The organism is Zunongwangia sp. L-65 (assembly GCF_056859415.1).
The window spans coordinates 56,445-76,654 of record NZ_JBSXOK010000050.1 but is presented as its reverse complement, the minus strand read 5'-3'; the positions used below and the strand labels follow the sequence as shown (position 1 = coordinate 76,654).

The 20,210-nt window shown below is 36.5% G+C and carries 15 protein-coding genes; 8 read left to right on the top strand and 7 right to left on the bottom strand.

The window, feature by feature from the left end:
- The first annotated feature begins 169 nt into the window (after window positions 1–169).
- The gene (locus AC13DP_RS07330; protein WP_013070278.1) at window positions 170–1,681 is read left to right on the top strand and encodes a carboxypeptidase-like regulatory domain-containing protein; all 1,512 of its coding nucleotides are present in this window, start codon (window positions 170–172) and stop codon (window positions 1,679–1,681) included.
- 168 nt (window positions 1,682–1,849) lie between these two features.
- Here AC13DP_RS07330 and AC13DP_RS07325 read toward each other — a convergent pair whose 3' ends face one another.
- Window positions 1,850–3,391 (bottom strand): SulP family inorganic anion transporter, encoded by a 1,542-nt coding sequence (locus AC13DP_RS07325; protein ID WP_013070279.1) that lies wholly within the window; start codon window positions 3,389–3,391, stop codon window positions 1,850–1,852.
- A gap of 266 nt (window positions 3,392–3,657) precedes the next feature.
- Between AC13DP_RS07325 and era the strand changes: the two genes are divergently transcribed.
- The 4 genes from era (at window position 3,658) to AC13DP_RS07305 (ending at window position 10,228) form a co-directional block, all read left to right on the top strand.
- Window positions 3,658–4,542, top strand: a complete 885-nt coding sequence (gene era / locus AC13DP_RS07320) for a GTPase Era (RefSeq protein ID WP_013070280.1) — start codon at window positions 3,658–3,660, stop codon at window positions 4,540–4,542.
- 102 nt (window positions 4,543–4,644) lie between these two features.
- A complete protein-coding gene (locus AC13DP_RS07315; RefSeq protein WP_013070281.1) occupies window positions 4,645–5,904 on the top strand; it encodes a cation:proton antiporter in 1,260 nt (419 codons plus the stop codon).
- Between the two features lie 77 nt (window positions 5,905–5,981).
- Window positions 5,982–7,286 (top strand): ribosome biogenesis GTPase Der, encoded by a 1,305-nt coding sequence (gene der / locus AC13DP_RS07310; RefSeq protein WP_013070282.1) that lies wholly within the window; start codon window positions 5,982–5,984, stop codon window positions 7,284–7,286.
- 191 nt (window positions 7,287–7,477) lie between these two features.
- Window positions 7,478–10,228, top strand: coding sequence for an outer membrane beta-barrel protein (locus AC13DP_RS07305; protein ID WP_483067484.1), 2,751 nt, complete (start codon window positions 7,478–7,480; stop codon window positions 10,226–10,228).
- Between the two features lie 116 nt (window positions 10,229–10,344).
- Here the strand turns inward: AC13DP_RS07305 and AC13DP_RS07300 are convergent, their stop codons facing one another.
- From AC13DP_RS07300 to AC13DP_RS07280, 5 genes are read right to left on the bottom strand one after another with little or no spacing between them, the layout of a single operon-like run.
- Entirely contained in the window at window positions 10,345–11,151 is an 807-nt protein-coding gene (locus tag AC13DP_RS07300) for a TPM domain-containing protein (RefSeq protein ID WP_272959191.1), read from the bottom strand.
- Window positions 11,152–11,592, bottom strand: coding sequence for a TPM domain-containing protein (locus tag AC13DP_RS07295; RefSeq protein ID WP_013070285.1), 441 nt, complete (start codon window positions 11,590–11,592; stop codon window positions 11,152–11,154). It abuts the gene before it with no gap.
- 21 nt (window positions 11,593–11,613) lie between these two features.
- On the bottom strand, window positions 11,614–12,213 hold the full coding sequence (locus AC13DP_RS07290; protein WP_041578656.1) for a LemA family protein: 600 nt from the start codon (window positions 12,211–12,213) through the stop codon (window positions 11,614–11,616).
- Between the two features lies 1 nt (window position 12,214).
- The gene (locus tag AC13DP_RS07285) at window positions 12,215–12,544 is read right to left on the bottom strand and encodes a MerR family transcriptional regulator (protein ID WP_013070287.1); all 330 of its coding nucleotides are present in this window, start codon (window positions 12,542–12,544) and stop codon (window positions 12,215–12,217) included.
- Window positions 12,544–13,521 carry a M23 family metallopeptidase gene (locus AC13DP_RS07280; RefSeq protein WP_272959192.1) on the bottom strand — a complete coding sequence of 326 codons (978 nt, stop codon included), beginning with the start codon at window positions 13,519–13,521 and terminating at the stop codon, window positions 12,544–12,546. Before AC13DP_RS07280 ends, AC13DP_RS07285 begins: the two co-directional genes overlap by 1 nt.
- Before the next feature lie 130 nt (window positions 13,522–13,651).
- On the opposite strand from AC13DP_RS07280, the gene alaS reads away from it, so the two are divergent.
- The 3 genes from alaS to AC13DP_RS07265 all read left to right on the top strand — a co-directional run bounded on the left by alaS (window position 13,652) and on the right by AC13DP_RS07265 (window position 18,227).
- Window positions 13,652–16,261, top strand: coding sequence for an alanine--tRNA ligase (gene alaS, locus AC13DP_RS07275; RefSeq protein WP_483067483.1), 2,610 nt, complete (start codon window positions 13,652–13,654; stop codon window positions 16,259–16,261).
- Window positions 16,262–16,358: 97 nt separating this feature from the next.
- The gene (locus AC13DP_RS07270) at window positions 16,359–17,321 is read left to right on the top strand and encodes a GSCFA domain-containing protein (RefSeq protein WP_483067482.1); all 963 of its coding nucleotides are present in this window, start codon (window positions 16,359–16,361) and stop codon (window positions 17,319–17,321) included.
- Window positions 17,322–17,612: 291 nt separating this feature from the next.
- Complete coding sequence (locus AC13DP_RS07265) at window positions 17,613–18,227, top strand: DUF4230 domain-containing protein (RefSeq protein ID WP_483067481.1); 615 nt, start codon at window positions 17,613–17,615, stop codon at window positions 18,225–18,227.
- An 88-nt stretch (window positions 18,228–18,315) separates the two neighbouring features.
- Here AC13DP_RS07265 and AC13DP_RS07260 read toward each other — a convergent pair whose 3' ends face one another.
- On the bottom strand, window positions 18,316–20,085 hold the full coding sequence (locus tag AC13DP_RS07260) for an aromatic amino acid hydroxylase (protein WP_483067480.1): 1,770 nt from the start codon (window positions 20,083–20,085) through the stop codon (window positions 18,316–18,318).
- Window positions 20,086–20,210 lie beyond the last annotated feature (125 nt).

Below are 20,210 nucleotides of genomic sequence, written 5' to 3'. Positions count from 1 at the left end.
TTCTTAATAGTGGGGACTAAAGCAATGTTAGATATTTTATAATATTTATTGATAGCTTTACGTTAAGTAATTAAACTCAATCTATAACATCTATTAAAATACTAAAATTCGTGTAACAGTTTGTAGCTAAAAACGTCTTTTAGATAGTCTTAATCTAACCATCATCAAAATGCGAACATTACTTATTAAAGCACTTTTGCTCATCTCGTCCAGTATTTTTGGACAGCAACTCCAAACTTCTGCTGTACTGGTCGATGCTCAAACCAAACAAACTATTCCCTTTGCAACTATTCAATATGGTAAAAACAACGGTGTAGTGACTAACGACGAAGGTGTTTTTGTACTTCCCGAAGGAACTTTGCCAGAAACTAAAATTAAAGTATCTTCATTGGGCTATGAGGAAACCGAATTAACTGTTTCAGAATTAAAAGACACCCTCTTTATTAAACCTTCTTCCATAGCATTATCTGAAGTTTTTCTTTCTGATAAAAACCTTACCGGCGAAGAAATATTAGAACGCGTTCTCGCCAGGATAGACTCTAATTATAATTTTAGTTTTTCTAAGAAGCGCTTTTTTTATCGAAGTTCGTTTTTTAATAATATTAGTCGGCTGGATATGGAAGTTGAAGAAAGTACCATTCCTGAAATCGACCAGAAATTTGTAGACAACGCACTACAACAAATCCCTCGGTACGTAGACAGTTATATGGAATATCTTGGTGACTTTTATGGAAATTATGATGAACAAAAAATTCAACTCATCAAAATCGCTAATCTTTATAATCCTACCAACGAGCAAGGCGTAGAAGAATTGGGGGAGCGAATGGAGCAAATAATCAGGGATAATCTTGGCCAGGACACCTATGTGAAAATTAAATCTGGCATTTTGGGCGTGAAAATGGACAGCGAAGAATTTCTGGAAGATTTGGAAGCACCTAGACCTAAGGAGAAAACAGCTGAGGAAAAAGCTCAGGATAGTATAAAGCGATACGAAAATATCGCTAACGGTCTTAAAAGCCGAATTAATTCGAATTTAAAGGGAATGTTCTGGAAAGAAGACATTACACTGGATATTTTTCAAAAATCCAGAAAATATGAATTCGATGTCGCAGGATATACACAAATAGGAAATGATATTGCTTACGTGATCAATTTTCAACCAAAACGGCGCGCCGATTTTAAAGGAAAAATGTACGTGAGTACTGAAGATTTTGGACTTTATCGGCTGGATTACGAGAATGTAAAGCCACTAAAGAAGTTTAAGATCTTTGGGGTGAGTAACAAAGAAGATGTGTATAATGGGATTATGATTTTCGAAAAAGATCAAAAAGGAAAGTATAACCCTAAATACATCGAGAAAAGTGCCGGTAATACTTTTGGTGTAGATCGTCCTTTAACCTTACTGGTTAAAAAAGGCAGTTGGTTATGGAATAAACGGCTTAAAGAATTAGACCTGGAAATGGATATTATTGCCAGTAATGTTTCGAAGTTTCAATGGATTGTTTATGATGAAGAAGAATTAACCAAAGATGCCTTTGTTGCAGTAGAAACCAATACTAATTTTGATTATCAGAAATTTAAAAAATATAATCCTGATTTTTGGGATGGCTACAATATCATGGAGCCCAACCAGGCCATTAAATCTTTTAGTTCTTTAGATGATTCAGAAGAAACCGAATAGGAATTTTCCTCAATAATCTAGATTAAATATTTTGAAGCTGCCGCTAAATGAATAATATTTTATAAGAACGTAATGGAGCTGCCATGAGGTTTTTTTCTATAAATAAAAGGCTTAAAACCATCGAAAATCGATAAGTTTTAAGCCTTCTTATTTATTGTAACGAGTAGACTATTTTACCTTATCAGTAACCACGTGGTATGTGGGATCCTCTATAATGTTAACTTCGATAATGGCATCGGCGTTGTTCAGTAAGCGTCGGCAATCCTGACTAAGGTGCCTTAAATGTAATTTCTTACCCTGTTTAGCATAACGATTAGTCAGTTTATTTACGGCTTCAATACCAGACATGTCCGCAATTCGGCTTTCAGAGAAATCTACAATTACTTCTTCGGGATCATTTAAAACATCAAACTTTTCATTAAAAGCAGTGGTAGATCCAAAGAAAAGCGGGCCGTAAATTTCATAATGTTTTATACCATTTTCATCTATTCTTTTACGGGCTCTAATTCTTTTGGCGTTATCCCATGCAAATACCAATGCAGAAATAATAACCCCAATAAGTACGGCAAGAGCTAAATTGTGAAGTAAAATCGTGATCAAAGTAACCACAACCATTACAAAGATATCGTGCTTGGGCATCTTATTAAGCGTTTTAAAACTTGCCCATTCAAAAGTCCCAAAAGCAACCATGATCATTACACCGGTTAGCGCCGCCATGGGTAATAATTCGATGACCGGGGCACCAACAAGGATAATAACAAGGATAGTTATTGCAGCAATAATTCCTGAAAGTCTTGCGCGAGATCCAGAAGATAAATTAACCAAGGTTTGTGCCAGCATAGGGCAACCGCCCATTCCGTAGAAAAATCCGTTGGCAATATTAGCGGTTCCCTGGGCTACACATTCTTTGTTACTACGGCCTCGGGTTCCGGTAATTTCGTCTACAAGGTTTAAGGTAAGTAAACCTTCGGTTAAACCAACCGCTGCCATGATGAGTCCGTATGGAAAAATAATTTTCAGCGTTTCTAAAGTAAAAGGAATCTCTGGGATATGGAACGGGGGTAAACTTCCGCTAACCGAAGCAATATCTTTAACCTGCTTGGTGTCAATACCAAAGAAATAAACAATGGCAAAAACCACAATAATGGCTACTAGAGATGGTGGCACTGCTTTAGTGATTTTAGGGAAAATCAGGATAATAGCGATGGTTAAAGCAACTAATGCCACCATAATTAAAAGTGGGCTACCGGTTAACCATTCAACCTGTCCGTTTACCATTACTTTAAATTGTTCTAGCTGTGCAGAAAAGATGATAACAGCAAGACCATTTACAAAACCAAACATTACAGGTTGCGGTACCAGTCTTATAAATTTACCAAGTCTAAAAACACCAACGCCAATTTGAATAATTCCTGCCATGGCTACCGCCGCAAAAACATATTCTAAGCCATGTGAGTTCATTAAAGCGATCAAAACCACTACAGTTGCACCGGCACCTCCAGAAACCAATCCTGGGCGTCCACCAAAAATAGCGGTGATAAGTCCCATGATAAAAGCCGCATATAATCCTACTAAAGGAGGGAAATCTGCCAGGATGGCAAAAGATAATGACTCGGGGATCATTGTCATTGCCACGGTTAATCCGGCCAAAATCTCGGTTTTATAATTAACTTTTTGTGAGAAATCAAATAGATTGAAAACTTGTTTCATTATGAATTTTTTTGTGTCTTAATCCTGATATTTAAACGCTTAGGATTAAATTTTGGAAGCCGCAAAATTATAGAATTAAATTTAATAAGAAAGGATAGGGCTTCAAAGCATTCAAATTTTAATTATATCGTAATATAAAACACTGGGAATTATGTGATTCGCATCCAAAATTTACAATTTTAGAATATAATTCTTTTGTTTTTTCAATTTATACTTTGGTTTTAGGATGCAGTAATTAAATAAAATACCTTTGTAAAAAAATCAGTATGGCACATAAGGCAGGTTTTGTAAATATTATAGGGAATCCAAACGTAGGGAAATCAACTTTAATGAACGCTTTTGTTGGAGAGCGTTTGTCGATTATCACCTCAAAAGCGCAAACGACCAGACATCGGATTTTAGGGATTGTGAACGGAGAAGATTTTCAGGTGATTTTAAGTGATACGCCTGGAATTATTAAGCCTGCTTACGAGCTGCAGGAATCGATGATGGATTTTGTGAAATCTGCTTTTGAGGACGCCGATATTCTGGTGTATATGGTAGAAATTGGCGAGCGAGAATTAAAAGATGAGGCCTTTTTCCGAAAAATTGTCCATGCTGAAATCCCCGTGTTATTACTGCTGAATAAAATCGATAAATCTAACCAGGAACAACTGGAAGAGCAGGTAGGTTTGTGGAAAGAAAAAGTGCCTAATGCAGAAATTTATCCTATATCTGCACTGGAAGGCTTTAATGTATCTGAAGTTTTTAGCCGAATTTTGGAATTATTACCAGAAAGTCCGGCTTTCTACCCAAAAGATAGTCTTACTGATAAGCCAGAGCGATTTTTTGTAAATGAAATTATTCGTGAAAAAATACTGCTGCATTACAAAAAGGAGATTCCTTATGCTGTAGAAATAGATACTGAAGAGTTCTTTGAGGAAGAAAAAATTATAAGAATGCGCAGTATTATAATGGTAGAGCGTGATACCCAAAAAGGAATCATTATTGGGCATAAGGGGAACGCTCTAAAAAGAGTAGGAGTAGAGGCGCGTGCAGATTTGGAAAAATTCTTCGGTAAACAGGTGCATTTAGAATTGTATGTAAAAGTGAATAAAAACTGGAGAAGCAACGATAGGCAACTAAAGCGTTTTGGATACTCTAAAGACTAGTCCAACCTGCTCGTTTTTAATCTTTCGTTAAAACCCCGCTAAATCAGGGCGTTCCCTAGGATATTCTTTTATATTTAAACTGAACTATACTTCAGCAAAAATATGACCCCCTTTATTATTCTTACGATTATCATTTTTCTGGCCGCATTGTTTGGCTACGTTAATGTTCGTTTTTTAAAATTACCAACCACCATTGGCTTAATGCTAATTACCATTGTTTTTAGCCTGGCCATTTTTGGAATTAGTTTTTATGACGATACCTTATTGGATATAGAGGAATATATCATTACCAAACTAGATTTTAGAACGCTTCTTTTAGATGTGATGTTAAGTTTTTTGCTATTTGCAGGAGCGCTACATACAAATTTTGAGCAATTAAGGGTGCAACGTTGGCCTGTGATCGTTTTTGCCACTTTGGGTGTTTTGGCCTCTACTTTTCTGGTAGGCACCGCCGTTTTTTATATAATTCCATTATTCGGATTGCAGGTAAGCTATATTCATTGTCTATTATTTGGAGCTTTAATCTCTCCAACAGATCCTATTGCGGTACTGGGGATTTTAAAGCAAGCCGGAGCACCAAAAAAGTTAGAAACTAAAATAGTAGGAGAATCTTTATTTAATGATGGCGTTGGGGTGGTTGTATTTTTAACCATATTTAATATTGCAGCATCTGGCGGAAGTGAAGAAAGTACTGGCTTTTTGCATATTATGGAACTTTTTGGAGCCGAAGTTATTGGAGGGATAAGTTTGGGGTTGGCTATAGGATATATAACTTACCTTTTAATGCGCTCTATAGACGATTATGATACAGAGGTAATCATAACACTGGCAACAGTAATGGTAGGTACTGCATTGGCCCAGAAACTCCATTTTTCAGCACCATTAGCAATGGTCACGGCCGGATTGTTGGTAGGGAATGATACCGTTAGGCAATCTACTATGTCTGAAATGACCGAGACCTACGTTGATAAATTCTGGGAGCTTATCGATATTCTTTTAAATACCGTATTATTTGTATTGATAGGAATGGAAATTTTAGTTCTCACTTTTGATCTTGAATATATTTTTGCCGGCTTAACGGCAATACCTATTGTTTTAATTTGCCGTTACCTTTCTTTATTATTGCCTATAGAGTTTTTTAAAAATCGATTACAATTTGTGCCTAAAACCAATCTTATAATGACCTGGGGAGGATTACGTGGCGGGATCTCTATTGCCTTGTGTCTTGGTCTTACCCAGGATATGGAACGTGATTTGTTTTTGGTGATGACTTATGTAATCGTTATTTTTTCCATTTTAGTTCAGGGGTTAACGGTTGGAAATCTTATCAAGAAAACTCAGAATACCCAGACTGTAGAATAAATCAACTTTTAAATTCCTGAAAGTTTATTGTTTAAAGTTCGGTTGTTAAATACTACCTTTGCCAATAATTTTTAGATATGAGTGGTATTGTTGCTATTGTAGGAAGGCCTAATGTTGGGAAATCTACCTTTTTTAATCGTTTAATTCAACGTCGTGAGGCGATTGTAGACTCGGTGAGCGGTGTAACCCGCGATCGACATTATGGAAAATCAGACTGGAATGGTCGTAATTTTTCATTAATCGATACTGGCGGTTATGTTATTGGTAGTGATGATGTATTCGAAGCTGAAATCGATAAGCAGGTTGAATTGGCCATAGGTGAGGCCGATGCAATTATTTTTATGGTGGATGTCGAGTCTGGGATTACACCCATGGATGAAGATGTTGCTATTTTGCTACGCAAGGTAAATAAACCAGTGTTTTTGGCTGTTAATAAGGTAGACAACAATAAACGTCTGGAGAATGCCGTAGAATTTTATGCTTTAGGTTTAGGGGAATATTTTCCCATAGCCAGTACCAATGGTAGTGGAACGGGAGATTTGTTAGATGCTGTTATCGAATCCTTACCAGAAGAAACTTATAAAGAAGAAAGTGAATTACCTCGATTTGCCGTAGTTGGAAGGCCAAATGCAGGAAAATCGTCTTTTATAAATGCATTAATTGGCGAAGATCGTTATATAGTTACTGATATTGCCGGTACAACCCGTGATTCTATAGATACCAAATATAATCGATTTGGATTCGAATTTAACCTGGTAGATACCGCCGGGATTCGTAGAAAATCTAAAGTAAAGGAAGATTTAGAGTTTTATTCGGTAATGCGATCTGTAAGAGCTATTGAAAATGCCGATGTATGTTTATTGGTTTTAGATGCTACCCGGGGCTTTGATGGGCAGGTTCAAAATATTTTTTGGCTTGCACAACGTAACCGTAAGGGCATTGTAATTTTGGTTAATAAATGGGATTTGGTAGAGAAAGAAACCAATACCATGAAATCTTACGAGCAAATGATTCGAAGGGAAATCGAACCTTTTACAGATGTGCCCGTTATCTTTATTTCCGTCTTAAACAAACAACGAATTTTTAAAGCGATAGAAACCGCTGTTAAGGTTTTCGAAAACCGAAGCAAAAAAATTAAGACCAGAGAACTTAATGATGTAATGCTTCCAATAATAGAAAATAATCCACCACCGGCAATTAAAGGGAAGTATGTAAAAGTAAAATTTTGTACGCAATTGCCCACACCACAGCCACAATTTGCATTTTTCTGTAATCTGCCGCAATATGTTAAAGATCCTTATAAACGATTTATAGAGAACAAGTTAAGGGAGGAATTTGATTTTAAGGGCGTACCGATCACCGTTTATTTTCGGAAAAAATAAAAATAATATACTCTTAAATAAGTGAAGGATTTTTAATGTCTTAATAGCATTGAGAATCCTTTTTTAGTTAAATTTTAAAATATTTTGATGTTTTATTAAACGTTTTTCGGTTTATAAAGTCTAAATCTTTACAAACTCACACCACAGTAATTGGACTAAACTTTAACCGAAAATTTAAAAAACATCAATCAATGAAATTTTATCTTTTTATCGCGTTTCTTTTTATTACCGCGATAAGCTCTTCTCAGGAGTTTGAAATGACTGGGAAAGTTTTGGACCCAGAAGGGAATCCGCTTGAATCTGCAACTGTGTATGTAGAGAAGCCCTCGGATAGCACTTTAGTAACTTATACTATTTCAGAATCAAAAGGAAACTTTACACTTTCAGGAAGTTCTAAAGAAAAGCAATTAAACCTGTTGGTATCATATGCCGGTTTTAAACCATTTAAAAAAGTTGTAGAAGTTAAAGAAGGAACTCAAAATGTTGGGGAACTTAAATTAGAACTTCAGGATAATCAATTAGGGGAAGTAACGGTTGTTGCTGCCCGCCCACCTTTAACTTTAAAGAAAGATACCTTAGAGTTTAATGCTGATAGTTTTAAAACCAGGCAAAATGCAAACCTGGAAGAATTACTGGAGAAACTTCCTGGAGTAGAAGTGAATTCAGATGGTGCAATTACAATTAACGGGAAACCGGTATCGAGCATTAAGGTGAATGGCAAAGAATTCTTTGGTGACGATCCGCAGATCGCGACAAAAAATCTTCCCAAAGAGATCATAGAAAAAATTCAGGTGTCGAATCAAAAAACCAGGTCTGAAGAATTTACCGGAAAAGCAGGAGACCCAGACAATAAAACCATAAATATTACCCTTAAAGAGGATAAGAATAAAGGCTATTTTGCCAGAGGGACTGCCGGGGGTGGTACAGATGGTAGATATGAGCTTAGTGGTATCGGGAATATTTTTAAAGATGATATGCGTCTTAGTATTCTTGCAAGTTCTAACAACATCAATAGTTCTGGGTTTAGTTTTGATGAAGTTTACGGAATGATGGGAGGATCTGGAGCGCGTTCTGTTTTTGGTGGAGGCGGAGGTGGTGGTATTACCAAAGCTGAAACTGCCGGAGCAAATTATACGAATGAGTGGAATGATAAATATGAACTTAATGGAGACTATTTTTTCGGAAGAAATGATACCAGGCAAGAAACATCTATCCAAAGGCAAAATATTCTACCAGACCGTACATTCTTCCTTAATTCTGAGAGCTTTAGTGATCTTGTAAACGATAACCATCGTGCAAATGCAAGGTTCGAAATAGAATTCGATACCCTAACGCAACTTTCCATTTCTCCAAGATTTACAGCAAATACAGGATTTTCTGAAAGAGGAAGTTCCTCAGAACGATTAAGCGAAGATGGGGAGTTGGTAAATAATTCATTAACATCAGAATCTGAAGATATTTTTAGTAATAGCTTTAGTAATAATATCGATTTTGTGAAGCGATTTGGAGCCCGTGGAGCTTATCTTCAATTAGAGTTCCGTAACGCTTACGATACTCAGGAAAATGATAATTATTTTTATTCAGAAAGTTTCGATTATCGAGACGGAGAAGAAATTGCCAGAATTCAGGATCAATACATCGATGAAGATGCAAATAGTGAGAATTACTCTTTTGGAGTATCCCAACGTAGTGTATTATCAGAAGATTTATTTTTAGATCTTTCTTACAACTTTTCTTCTAATCATGACGAGAATCAGCGTTTTGTTTACGAGGCTGATGATAACGGAAATTATACGGTGATCAATGATACCTTAAGTAGTGATTTTGAAGTGAAAAGCAGGCAACATAGGCCAAACGCAGGAATTAATTTTGAAGGAGATGTATGGAGAATAGATACTAATATAGGGCTGTTAAATACAACTTTAGAGAACAATAATTTCCTATCTGAAACATCTTTTAATAATACATTTAATAATTTGTACGTGAGAGCACGAGTGCGATATGAAGTAGAACGATCTAAAAGTCTATCCATAGATTACTCTACAGATGCTAATGTGCCTTCATTAAGGCAGTTGCAACCTGTGGTAGATCGTACCAACCCTAACAATATTATTACGGGTAATCCTAACTTAAGGCCTTCTTACAGCCATAATATTAGAGCTGGTTACCGTAATTTCGATTTCTCTAAGCGTAGCGGAATATTTAGTTATTTCAATATGAATTTTACGGAAAAGAGTGTTGTAGCAAGAACAATTACAGATACAACAGACCTTTCCAGAACCACCACTTATACTAACGTGGATGGTGTGATGTCGGCTTCGCTTGGTATTTTTTATAATAAACAGAAGAAAAACGAAAACAAAGAGTTTAGATATCGATTATCATTAAATGCAAATTATAACAAGAATGTAGGATTTTCGAATGGGGTGCAGTTCGATTCAGAAAATATAAGTGTTAGTCCGTCAGTAATGCTTACGTATGCTATAGATGATATTATTGAGCTTAATCCAAGTATTGGTATTGATTATAATAATTCACATTATAGCATAAGTACACTTAACGAGCAAGAATTTGTCAATCAGCGTGCCGGATTGGAAGTAACTACCTACTGGCCTAAGAATATAGTTTTTGGAAATGATATTTCTTATAATAAATTTGGAAATGTTTCTTCTGAATTTGACAATACCTCGATCTTATGGATCACTAGTTTAGGTTACCAGTTTTGGGAGGAGAAAGCCAATATCAAATTGAAGGTTTATGATGTTTTAGACCAGGTGATCAATACAAGAAGACAAATTGGTGATGATTATATCCAGGATACTAATAATTTAGTGCTTACACAGTATGCGATGTTAAGTTTTACCTACAATCTAAAGAATTTTGGTGGACAAAGCTTTGGAGGAAGAGGAGGTAGAAGACCGCCACCACGGCCAGGAAGATAGTCGATAAAATAATTGGATTAAAAAATGCCCAATCTTAGATCTAAGATTGGGCATTTTAGTTGTTATTTTTTACTAATAGTTTTTTATAAAATTTGGTTGATATGTGTAGTGCTAAATTACCAGCTTCCACCGGCTCCACCACCACCAAATCCACCACCGCCGAAGCCGCCTCCAAATCCGCCGCCTCCGCCGAAACCACCGCCAGAGCTACCTCCAAATCCGCCGCCGCCAAAGCTGCCACGACCAAGAGAACTTAAAATAATGGCATCCATAAGGGTGCTACGACCACGACGACCACCGCCCCTGCCGCCACCGCGACTTTTACCAATAAGTGAAATGATTATAATGATAAAAACGACAATAAAAATAGCAATAGGCTTGGCAGAATTTCCTGAACCTCCACGTGGTTGGGGTACGCCTTTAAAAGTACCGGCCAAAACCTCAAAAACTGCTGTAGTGCCATTATCTAAACCAGTATAGTAATCACCCTTTTTAAATTCAGGTAAAATAATATTATTGATGATTTGATAAGTATAGGCGTCGGTCATGTAAGGCTCTAAACCATAACCAGTTTGTATCTGGATTTTACGTTCCTTTTCGGCAACAAGTATGAAAAGACCATTGTCCTTTCCGTCCATTCCTATGCCCCATTCTTCAGCCCAGTGCGTTGCATAGGTTCCTGCATACTCTCCCTGTAACGATTTAATTGTAGCAATTACAATTTGGGTAGAGGTGGTATCGGCGTAATTAATTAGCTTTTGGGTAAGGCGTTGTTCTTCCGAAGAAGTTAAAAGATTCGCTCCGTCGTAAACTGCTGTTTCTTTACTTGGTTTTGGCGGAATATCCCTTTGGGCATATCCCACAAAACTAATAAGTAATAATAATAGACTTAAGCCGCTAATCTTTTTGTTGAATTGTAGCATTTATCCTTTTGAAATTTGATCTGAAAGTTCGTTCTCGTCGTCTTCCTGCCAGGGAAAATGTCTTTTTAACTGCTCACCGGCCATTAAAATTCCGTCGACAAGTCCCTGTTTAAAGTTTCCTTTTTTAAAATGATTTAGAATAACATCCTTTGTGCTTTCCCAGAAATCATCTTCTACTTTATCGTTGATGCCTTTATCGCCATAAATTACAAAGTTGCGATCTTCCATAGCCACATAAATTAAGACACCGTTTTCTTCTTTGGTGTTATCCATTTTTAATTGATGGAAAACCTCCATGGCACGTTCAAAAATATCCTGTGATCCTGAAGATTTTTCAAGATGAACGCGAATTTCTCCAGAGGTGCTTTTTTCAGCAGTTCTTATGGCTTCTACGATTTCATTTTCATCCTTAGTCTTTAAAGAAAAGTCTTTACGGCTCATATTGGTTATTTTGAAAGTGGCTTATTTAAAATCGAATTCTACATCAGGAGCCTGTTCTGCACCGGCATCGGCTTGATATCTCTCCATGCGCTCAAAGCCAAACATCCCTGCAAAAATATTGTTTGGAAATTTTCGAATATAAGTGTTAAAATCAGTTACTGCTGCGTTATAACGATCTCTGGCAACATTAATTCTATTTTCGGTTCCTTCAATTTGGGACTGTAATTGTAAGAAATTTTGATTTGCCTTGATATCTGGATAACGCTCAACACTTACCAGTAATTTGGATAAAGCTGAAGATAATCCTGTTTGTGCCTGTTGAAATTGTTGAATTTGAGAGGCACTTAAATTAGAAGCATCAACATTTACGGAAGTCGCTTTGGCACGAGCCTCAATCACATCTGTCAAAGTTCCACGCTCAAAATCGGCTGCACCCTGAACCGTTTGTACCAGGTTGCCAATAAGATCATTTCTTCGTTGATAGGAACTTTCTACATTAGACCATGCTTCTTTTGCATTTTCTTCTAATTCTACTCCGGTATTGTTTACTCCGGCAGTCATGCTATAAACTATTATTCCTAGGACTACGATTACTATAACTGGGATTAACCACTTTTTCATTCTATAATTGATTTTTGATGTTGATTAGGCTTGTTTTTATTTTCTCTAATTTACGAACAATATCAAAATTGCTCAGTGTTTTTTGCTTTTCTTCTTTAAGATGGGTCTTAGCACCCTCCAGGGTAAAACCACGTTCTTTCACCAGATGATAAATAAGCTCTAAATTTTTAATATCTTCTGGGGTGAATTTACGGTTTCCTTTGGCGTTTTTCTTCGGTTTGATTACATCAAATTCTTTCTCCCAAAATCTAATTAAAGAAGTGTTTACCTTGAAGGCTTTGGCGACTTCGCCAATGCTGTAGTATCTTTTTTCGGGCAGTTCAACTTGCATTAATCCAAAGATTGGTTTTCTTGTTGTGCTTTTTTAAGCACTTCGTCAAATTCTTCCGGAGAAAGATTTCCGTAATAAAAATTAATAGGATTTATATGCTCATCGTCTTTAAAGATTTCATAGTGTAAATGGGGGGCTTCAGATCTGCCTGTGCTTCCTACAAAACCAATAATATCACCGCGTTTTACTTTTTGTCCTTTTCTTACGTTGTACTTATATAAATGGGCATAAAGACTTACATAGCCGTAACCATGGTCTATGCGTATGTGATTTCCATAACCAGTACTGTGATTATCAGCTCTGGTGACCTGCCCGTCACCGCTGGCATATACCGGGGTACCTCTGGGTGCGGTAAAGTCCATTCCAAAATGGAATTTTCGAACTTTTGTAAAGGGATCGGTTCTCCAACCATAACCCGAGGCAATACGTGTAAGGTCTTCGTTTTTTACAGGCTGAATGGCCGGAATGGCCGCTAAAAGATCTTCTTTTTCTTTAGCTAGTTCGGCAATTTCATCTAAAGATTTGGACTGTACCACCAATTGTTTGGTAAGAATATCCATTCTTTTACTGGTTTCAATAATCAATTTAGAATTGTCAAAACCTTCCAGGTCTTTATAGCGGTTTATCCCACCAAATCCGGCTTTGCGTGTTTCTTCCGGGATGGGGTTGGCTTCAAAATATAAGCGGTAAATATTGTTATCGCGATCTTCGATATTTCCCAGTACATTCTGTATCTGGTTCATTTTTTTATTGAGCAGGCCATATTGCAATTGCATATTTTGCAGTTCTCGTTTAAGAGCCTTTTCTTTGGGGGTTTCGATCTGTGGAATGTTAAGATAAACAACCAGTAAAAGGAAACCGGCAAGAAAACTTCCGAAGATGCTAAACAATACAATACCAAATCTTCGACCTTTTTTTCGTTCGATTTTTTTGTAAGAAAGCGTCTCGCTATCGTAATAATATTTAACCTTCGACATGAGTTAAATTTATGCTATTTTTGTTCCCGTAATTGCACAAAAAGCGTGCAAGTTTATACGGTAACGAACAAAGATAGCAATTGTTTTATAGCCTGCATAATTTAATAATATTTACAAGAAAATATAGTACATGAAATCTCAGGAAATTCGTAAAAGTTTTTTAGAATTTTTTCAAGGAAAATCACACAGCATTGTACCATCGGCGCCAATGGTTCTTAAGGACGATCCAAGCCTGATGTTTACTAATGCAGGAATGGTGCAGTTTAAAGAGTTTTTTCTGGGGAATTCTGTACCCAAAAATACCAGGGTAACCGATTCTCAAAAATGTCTTCGCGTTAGTGGAAAACATAATGATTTAGAAGAAGTGGGGCACGACACCTATCATCATACGATGTTTGAGATGTTAGGAAACTGGAGTTTTGGTGACTATTTTAAAGAAGAGGCCATTAACTGGGCCTGGGAATTATTGACACACAAGTTTAAAATCAATAAGGATAGTCTTTATGTTTCGGTTTTTGAAGGGAGCGAGGAAGATGGCGTAGGTTTAGATACCGAAGCTTTAGAAATTTGGAAAAAGATTGTTCCTGAAGATCGAATTATCTACGGAAATAAAAAAGATAACTTTTGGGAAATGGGTGATCAGGGACCCTGTGGGCCTTGTTCAGAAATTCATGTAGACATCCGTTCTCCCGAAGAAAAAGCGGAAAAGCCTGGAAAAGAACTGGTCAATGCAGATCATCCTCAGGTAGTAGAGATCTGGAATCTGGTTTTTATGCAATTTAACCGTAAAGCAGATGGCTCCTTAGAAGAATTACCGGCCAAGCATATTGATACCGGAATGGGGTTTGAACGTTTATGTATGGTAATGCAGGGTAAACAATCCAATTATGATACCGATGTTTTTACACCGCTTATTGCTGAAATTGAAAAAATTACCAACTCATCTTATGGTACCTCTGAAGAAACCAATATTGCCATTCGGGTAATTGCAGATCATGTTCGGGCAGTTGCCTTTAGTATTGCAGATGGGCAATTACCAAGTAATACGGGTGCGGGTTACGTAATTCGTAGAATTTTACGTCGCGCTATACGATATGGTTTTACTTTTTTAAATACCAAAGAGCCTTTTATCTATAAATTAGTAGATTGTACGAAGTCTCAAATGGGAGAAGCTTTTCCAGAGTTGGTAAAACAACAGCAGCTTATCGAAAATGTAATTAAAGAAGAAGAGCTTTCGTTTCTTCGAACTTTAGAGCAGGGATTGGTGATGTTAGAAAATATAGTGACCCAATCTAAAGATAAAGAGATTTCTGGCGTAAAAGCATTTGAACTATATGATACTTTTGGTTTTCCTATCGATCTAACTGCGCTTATTTTAAAAGAAAAAGGCTATAGCCTAAATATTGCTGAATTTGAAGCTGAACTTAAAAAGCAAAAAGAACGTTCCAGGGCAGCTACACAGGTAAGCTCTGGTGATTGGGAAGAAATTAATGAGGTTGATGAAGATGCTTTTGTAGGTTACGATCAATTAGAAACCCAGGTTAAAATTGCTAAATACCGTAAGGTAAAAACAAAAAAACAAGGAACACTTTATCAGATCGTTTTTACTAAAACTCCTTTTTATCCGGAAGGTGGCGGACAGGTAGGTGATAAGGGGTATTTAACATCTGGAGAAGAGAAAATTAGTATTATCGATACTAAAAAGGAAAGCAACCAGATTATCCATTTTGCAAAGAAATTACCACAAAATATTTCTGGCAGCTTTACTGCGGTGGTAGACGCTTCAGCACGAACAAAAACAGCGGCTAATCATACGGCTACGCATTTGTTGCATCAGGCATTACGGCATATTTTAGGAACGCATGTAGAGCAAAAGGGTTCTATGGTGCAGCCTAATTATATGCGATTCGATTTTAGTCATTTTAGTAAGCTTTCTTCTGAAGAAATAGAAAAAGTAGAGCAGTTTGTAAATGACAGGATTCAGGAAGGTTTACAATTAGAAGAACAACGAAATATTGCCTATCAGCATGCTTTAGATCAGGGTGCTATTGCACTTTTTGGTGAAAAGTATGGGGATAGCGTGCGTGCCATCCGTTTTGGGGAATCCATGGAACTTTGTGGGGGTACACATGTTAAAAACACTGCCGATATCTGGTATTTTAAAATTACCGGGGAAAGTGCAGTTGCTTCAGGGATTCGCAGAATCGAAGCGATTACCGGTGATGCGGTAAAAGAATATTTTACGAAGCAAACCGAACTTTTAGAAGAAGTGCAAGGTTTGTTGAAAAATGCCAAAGATCCGGTAAAAGCAATTTCAGGATTACAGGACGAAAATGCTGATCTAAAAAAGCAGGTAGAAGCTTTATTAAAAGACAAAACCAAAAACCTGAAATCTGAGATCAAAAATGAAATTCAGGAAATTAACGGAATTCAGTTTTTAGCAAAAAAGGTAGATTTAGACGCTGGCGGAATCAAAGATTTGGCTTTTCAATTAGGAGGCGAAATCGATGATTTATTCCTTCTTTTTGGAACCGAACAAAAAGGAAAAGCTTTACTTTCCTGCTATATCTCTAAAGAACTGGTAGAAACTAAGGATTTAAATGCAGGTACCATAGTTCGTGAGCTGGGTAAATATATCCAGGGAGGTGGCGGTGGCCAGCCATTCTTCGCGACTGCAGGGGGTAAAAATCCGGCAGGAATCCCAGAGGCTTTAAAGGAAGCTAAAAAATATATCGAATAAATATTTATTAGAGAAGGTTATAAATTTAGTATCTTTCTATTATGAAAATGTGGGTGTATGGAAGAAATAGTTCTATGCGCCTTTTTATTTCTTCGCTATGGATTTTAGAACAATCGTCCCGGTTAGCAATCAATCCCCAAAAATCAACTACGATGCTAATATCGCACTTTTTGGGTCGTGCTTTGTGGAAAATATAGGGGATAAACTGCAGTATTTTAAGTTTAATGCGTTGCAAAATCCCTTTGGGATTATCTTTCACCCTGTTGCCCTACGAAATCTCTTTCAGAGAATTGATGAAAATTATATATATTCCGAGCGGGATGTTTTTCAATTAAACGACTTGTATTCGTGTTTTGATGTCCATTCGCAAATGAATCATCCAGATCGAGCATTAATGATTAGTAGGTTAAATAATTCCTTAGAGACAACGCGTTCATTTTTGCAGGAAAGTTCTCATGTAATCATCACATTGGGAACGGCATGGGGATATATTTTAAATCAGGATGAGCGTTTGGTAGCGAATTGCCATAAAGTCGTGCAATCTAATTTTACTAAAAAGATTTTTTCTTCAGAAGAGATTAAGAAAAGTCTTGCTGAAATATGCAATATCATCTGGAAGCTTAATAAGGACGTTAAAATTATCTTTACGGTTTCGCCGGTACGACATTTAAAAGACGGTTTTGTAGAAAATCAGTTAAGTAAGGCAAATCTTATCACGGCTTTACACGAATACCGAAAAGAATTAAAGTTGAAATTCGATAAAAAAACAAAATATTTTCCCAGCTATGAAATTGTAATGGACGAGCTTAGAGATTATCGGTTTTATGATAAGGATATGATTCATCTTTCAGAAATTGGCATAGATTATATTTGGGGAAGGTTTAAAGAAAGTTGGATAGCGCCTGAAGTTTTCTCGATAATGAAAGAGGTGAATAGCATCCAGAAAGGATTAGAGCATCGACCATTTAATGAAGATAGCCCACAACACCGCGAATTTCTTGAGAAGTTAAGTCTTAGAATTGAAAAATTACAAGTGAAAATCCCTTCTGTAAAATTTTGAATTTATCATTTAAAAAGGCTTACTAATTGGTTACCATTAAAAAAGTATGATAATTATTTTGAATATTGTAAAATATTTGTAAATTCACAGTGTAAATTAATTCTAATTTATTGATTGAAGTATTCGCCTTATGAATACAATGATTAATTAAACTTTCTTTTCTAAAATTTGTTTGGGGTAGATTTTAGAAATTTTAATCTTATGGACGGGTGGGGCCGTCCATAAGTTTTTTATAACACTTTCCTATTTTTAAATCCTTATCTTTAAAAATCAACTTTTAATCCTTATAACATGAAAAGGTTCCTGCTGGGTGCTGCTGTAGTTTTGTTAACTGTTTTTGGAGTGCGATATTGTGAAAATCGACAAAGTGAACGCGAACAATTAGCACAAAATTCTCAGCTTATCCAGGAACAGATCAAAAATGTGGGGAAGTTGGTAGTTACTGAAGGTAATTTTTCTCAGGTTTGGTCGTATAAAGATTCTAAAAAGTTTTATCTGGATGTTTTTTCAGCAAGAAAAAAAGCGCTTATCGTCGTGAATGCGAAAGTGACGGTAAGTTATGATCTTAGTAAGTTAGAGACTGAAATCGACAAGGAAAATAAGCGGGTTATCATTAAAAGTATTCCAAAGGAAGAACTTAATATTTATCCCGACATTCAATATTACGATGTTACACAAGATTACCTTAATCAATTTGAAGCGTCAGATTATAATACCATAAAAAAGAAAGTTACGGCTTCTATAAAGAAAAAAGTAGAAGCATCCAGTATTAAATCGAATGCACAAAACCGCTTAATTAGTGAGCTTTCCAAAATCTATATTCTTACCAATAGCATGGGATGGACATTGGAATATAATGACATGCCGGTAAACTCTCAAAATGATTTTAGCGATATTAAGCTTTAATCTTTCTTGAGGATTTTTATTCTCTATACCTATCCGGATACATCTAATTTGCGAAAAGCTTTCTTTTTAAAAGCTTGTGAGACGGACTTCAGGGTTTTGATGTTTCGGTGATTCTTTTCGTTTCTGCCATTAAAATTCCGTCTTCGATGAGATGAGCAATTTTGGGCCTTTTCTGCTGAAGTTTTTCTAAATATTCCTTATTGATTTTGGCCAATTTAGGATCATGTTCTAAAGCAAGCTCATAAATTTCAGTGGTTAACAGCCAATCTTCCTGATGATCTTTTCTCAGAATATCAAAGACCGCCTGAATACTATATTTGGTATTTTTACCTTCCCTAAAATTGCGAACTGCTTCATATAAATCTTCTAATTCTTTTCTTTTTTTAGTTTTTTGGGTTTTGATGGTTTTCGAACTTGTTTTATGCGTAACCAAATTAAAAGAATGATGATCTGCCGGCCCGGCAAAAGCCGAAACGATCTCTTTACCTACCGCCATATCGTAACGTCCCCATTCCGGTTGAAATAACACCTGATCGAAATATTTAACGCTACAGTTTTTAAAGCTTATAAGAATAATTTTTCCTTGCGGATTGCGCGTGCCGGTAATAATTTCTCCATTTATAATGATACCGCCTTCAAATTCTAGTTCAGTATATTCACCCTCATAGATGTTATATGCTTTTAAGTCACGCGGACTCATATCTTCGATTGCTAGATTGATGCCTTTTAATTTTCCTATAGGAGATCCAAAACCTGTAGCATGAGATTTTGTTCCGTGGCCTACAAGTTCTTTTTCGCGATAGGCTAGGGCTGTTTTTCCTTTCGTTTGAATATAGATAGGTTTTCCCTCTAATTCGATCACGTTTTCAAAATTCCCGGAAACCTGTAAACCGGTACTAAATTCTATGGTGCCTAATCCTTTAGAATCGATAAGTTTTTTGACTCCGCTTAAGCCGCCTTTTCTAAGTGCCATTTTATTAGCGAATTCCTCTAAAACCAAACTTAAGTATGCAAAATCTGGTGTTACGTAAAGCTGAGGTTGTGGCTTTGTGATATCAAACTCCTGGTGCATGGCCTCAATGGAATACGGTATTTTTTTTACCTTCTCGGTTAAGCAGGATTTACTTTCTCCAATCGAGGATAATAATCCTGCACCATAGATCTTAGGATCTTCAGGAGTGCCTATTAAACCATATTCTACCGTCCACCAGTGTAAATTTCTTATCAAAGACATTTCACTGGGCGTTACTTCTTTTTGCTGAAGTTCGTCTACAAGTTTTTCAACTTTAGCAATTTCTTCAGGCGGAGTATCTTCAGCTTCTTTTAAAATAGAGAGTTTTCGAATTGCTTCATATACCTCATAATCATGAGCGCTCGAGATCGCCTTACAGCCAATTTCTCCAAAGCGTCTTAAATATTCAGCATACTCTGGATTAGCAATTATTGGGGCATGGCCGGCACCTTCGTGAATAATATCGGGAGCAGGAGTGTATTCAATATGTTCCAGTTGCCTGATATCGCTGGCGATGACCAAAACATTGTAGGCTTGAAATTCCATAAAAGCAGCCGGCGGAATAAAACCATCTACCGCAACTGCCGCCCAGCCAATTTCTTTTAAGATTCGGTTCATCCCATACATATTTGGGATATGATCTATAGAAATCCCTGTTAATTGGAGTCCGTCCAAATATGATTTATGAGCAACTCTGCTTAGGTATTCCACATTTATGCGCATTACATAGCGCCACACTGCCTGATTAATTGGAGTGTAGTCTTCATAATTTTGCGGCTTAATGTATTGCTGAAGATGTACAGGTAACCGCTCTAGTATTTCGTTAGACTCGATTGAATTAAGCATAATTATGTGGCTTATTTGAGTAATGAATATACGAAATTTTTAAATATTTAGAGTTATTAAAGAAAATATGTCAATAAAAAAGCCTTTCGGATGAAAGGCTAAACATGAATTTATCTTGGATTATT

Coding starts and splice junctions, on each gene's coding strand:
- AC13DP_RS07330 (WP_013070278.1), top strand. CDS start 170: ATGCGAACATTACTTATTAAAGCACTTTTGCTCATCTCGTCCAGTATT.
- AC13DP_RS07325 (WP_013070279.1), bottom strand. CDS start 3,391: ATGAAACAAGTTTTCAATCTATTTGATTTCTCACAAAAAGTTAATTAT.
- era (WP_013070280.1), top strand. CDS start 3,658: ATGGCACATAAGGCAGGTTTTGTAAATATTATAGGGAATCCAAACGTA.
- AC13DP_RS07315 (WP_013070281.1), top strand. CDS start 4,645: ATGACCCCCTTTATTATTCTTACGATTATCATTTTTCTGGCCGCATTG.
- der (WP_013070282.1), top strand. CDS start 5,982: ATGAGTGGTATTGTTGCTATTGTAGGAAGGCCTAATGTTGGGAAATCT.
- AC13DP_RS07305 (WP_483067484.1), top strand. CDS start 7,478: ATGAAATTTTATCTTTTTATCGCGTTTCTTTTTATTACCGCGATAAGC.
- AC13DP_RS07300 (WP_272959191.1), bottom strand. CDS start 11,151: ATGCTACAATTCAACAAAAAGATTAGCGGCTTAAGTCTATTATTATTA.
- AC13DP_RS07295 (WP_013070285.1), bottom strand. CDS start 11,592: ATGAGCCGTAAAGACTTTTCTTTAAAGACTAAGGATGAAAATGAAATC.
- AC13DP_RS07290 (WP_041578656.1), bottom strand. CDS start 12,213: ATGAAAAAGTGGTTAATCCCAGTTATAGTAATCGTAGTCCTAGGAATA.
- AC13DP_RS07285 (WP_013070287.1), bottom strand. CDS start 12,544: ATGCAAGTTGAACTGCCCGAAAAAAGATACTACAGCATTGGCGAAGTC.
- AC13DP_RS07280 (WP_272959192.1), bottom strand. CDS start 13,521: ATGTCGAAGGTTAAATATTATTACGATAGCGAGACGCTTTCTTACAAA.
- alaS (WP_483067483.1), top strand. CDS start 13,652: ATGAAATCTCAGGAAATTCGTAAAAGTTTTTTAGAATTTTTTCAAGGA.
- AC13DP_RS07270 (WP_483067482.1), top strand. CDS start 16,359: ATGGATTTTAGAACAATCGTCCCGGTTAGCAATCAATCCCCAAAAATC.
- AC13DP_RS07265 (WP_483067481.1), top strand. CDS start 17,613: ATGAAAAGGTTCCTGCTGGGTGCTGCTGTAGTTTTGTTAACTGTTTTT.
- AC13DP_RS07260 (WP_483067480.1), bottom strand. CDS start 20,085: ATGCTTAATTCAATCGAGTCTAACGAAATACTAGAGCGGTTACCTGTA.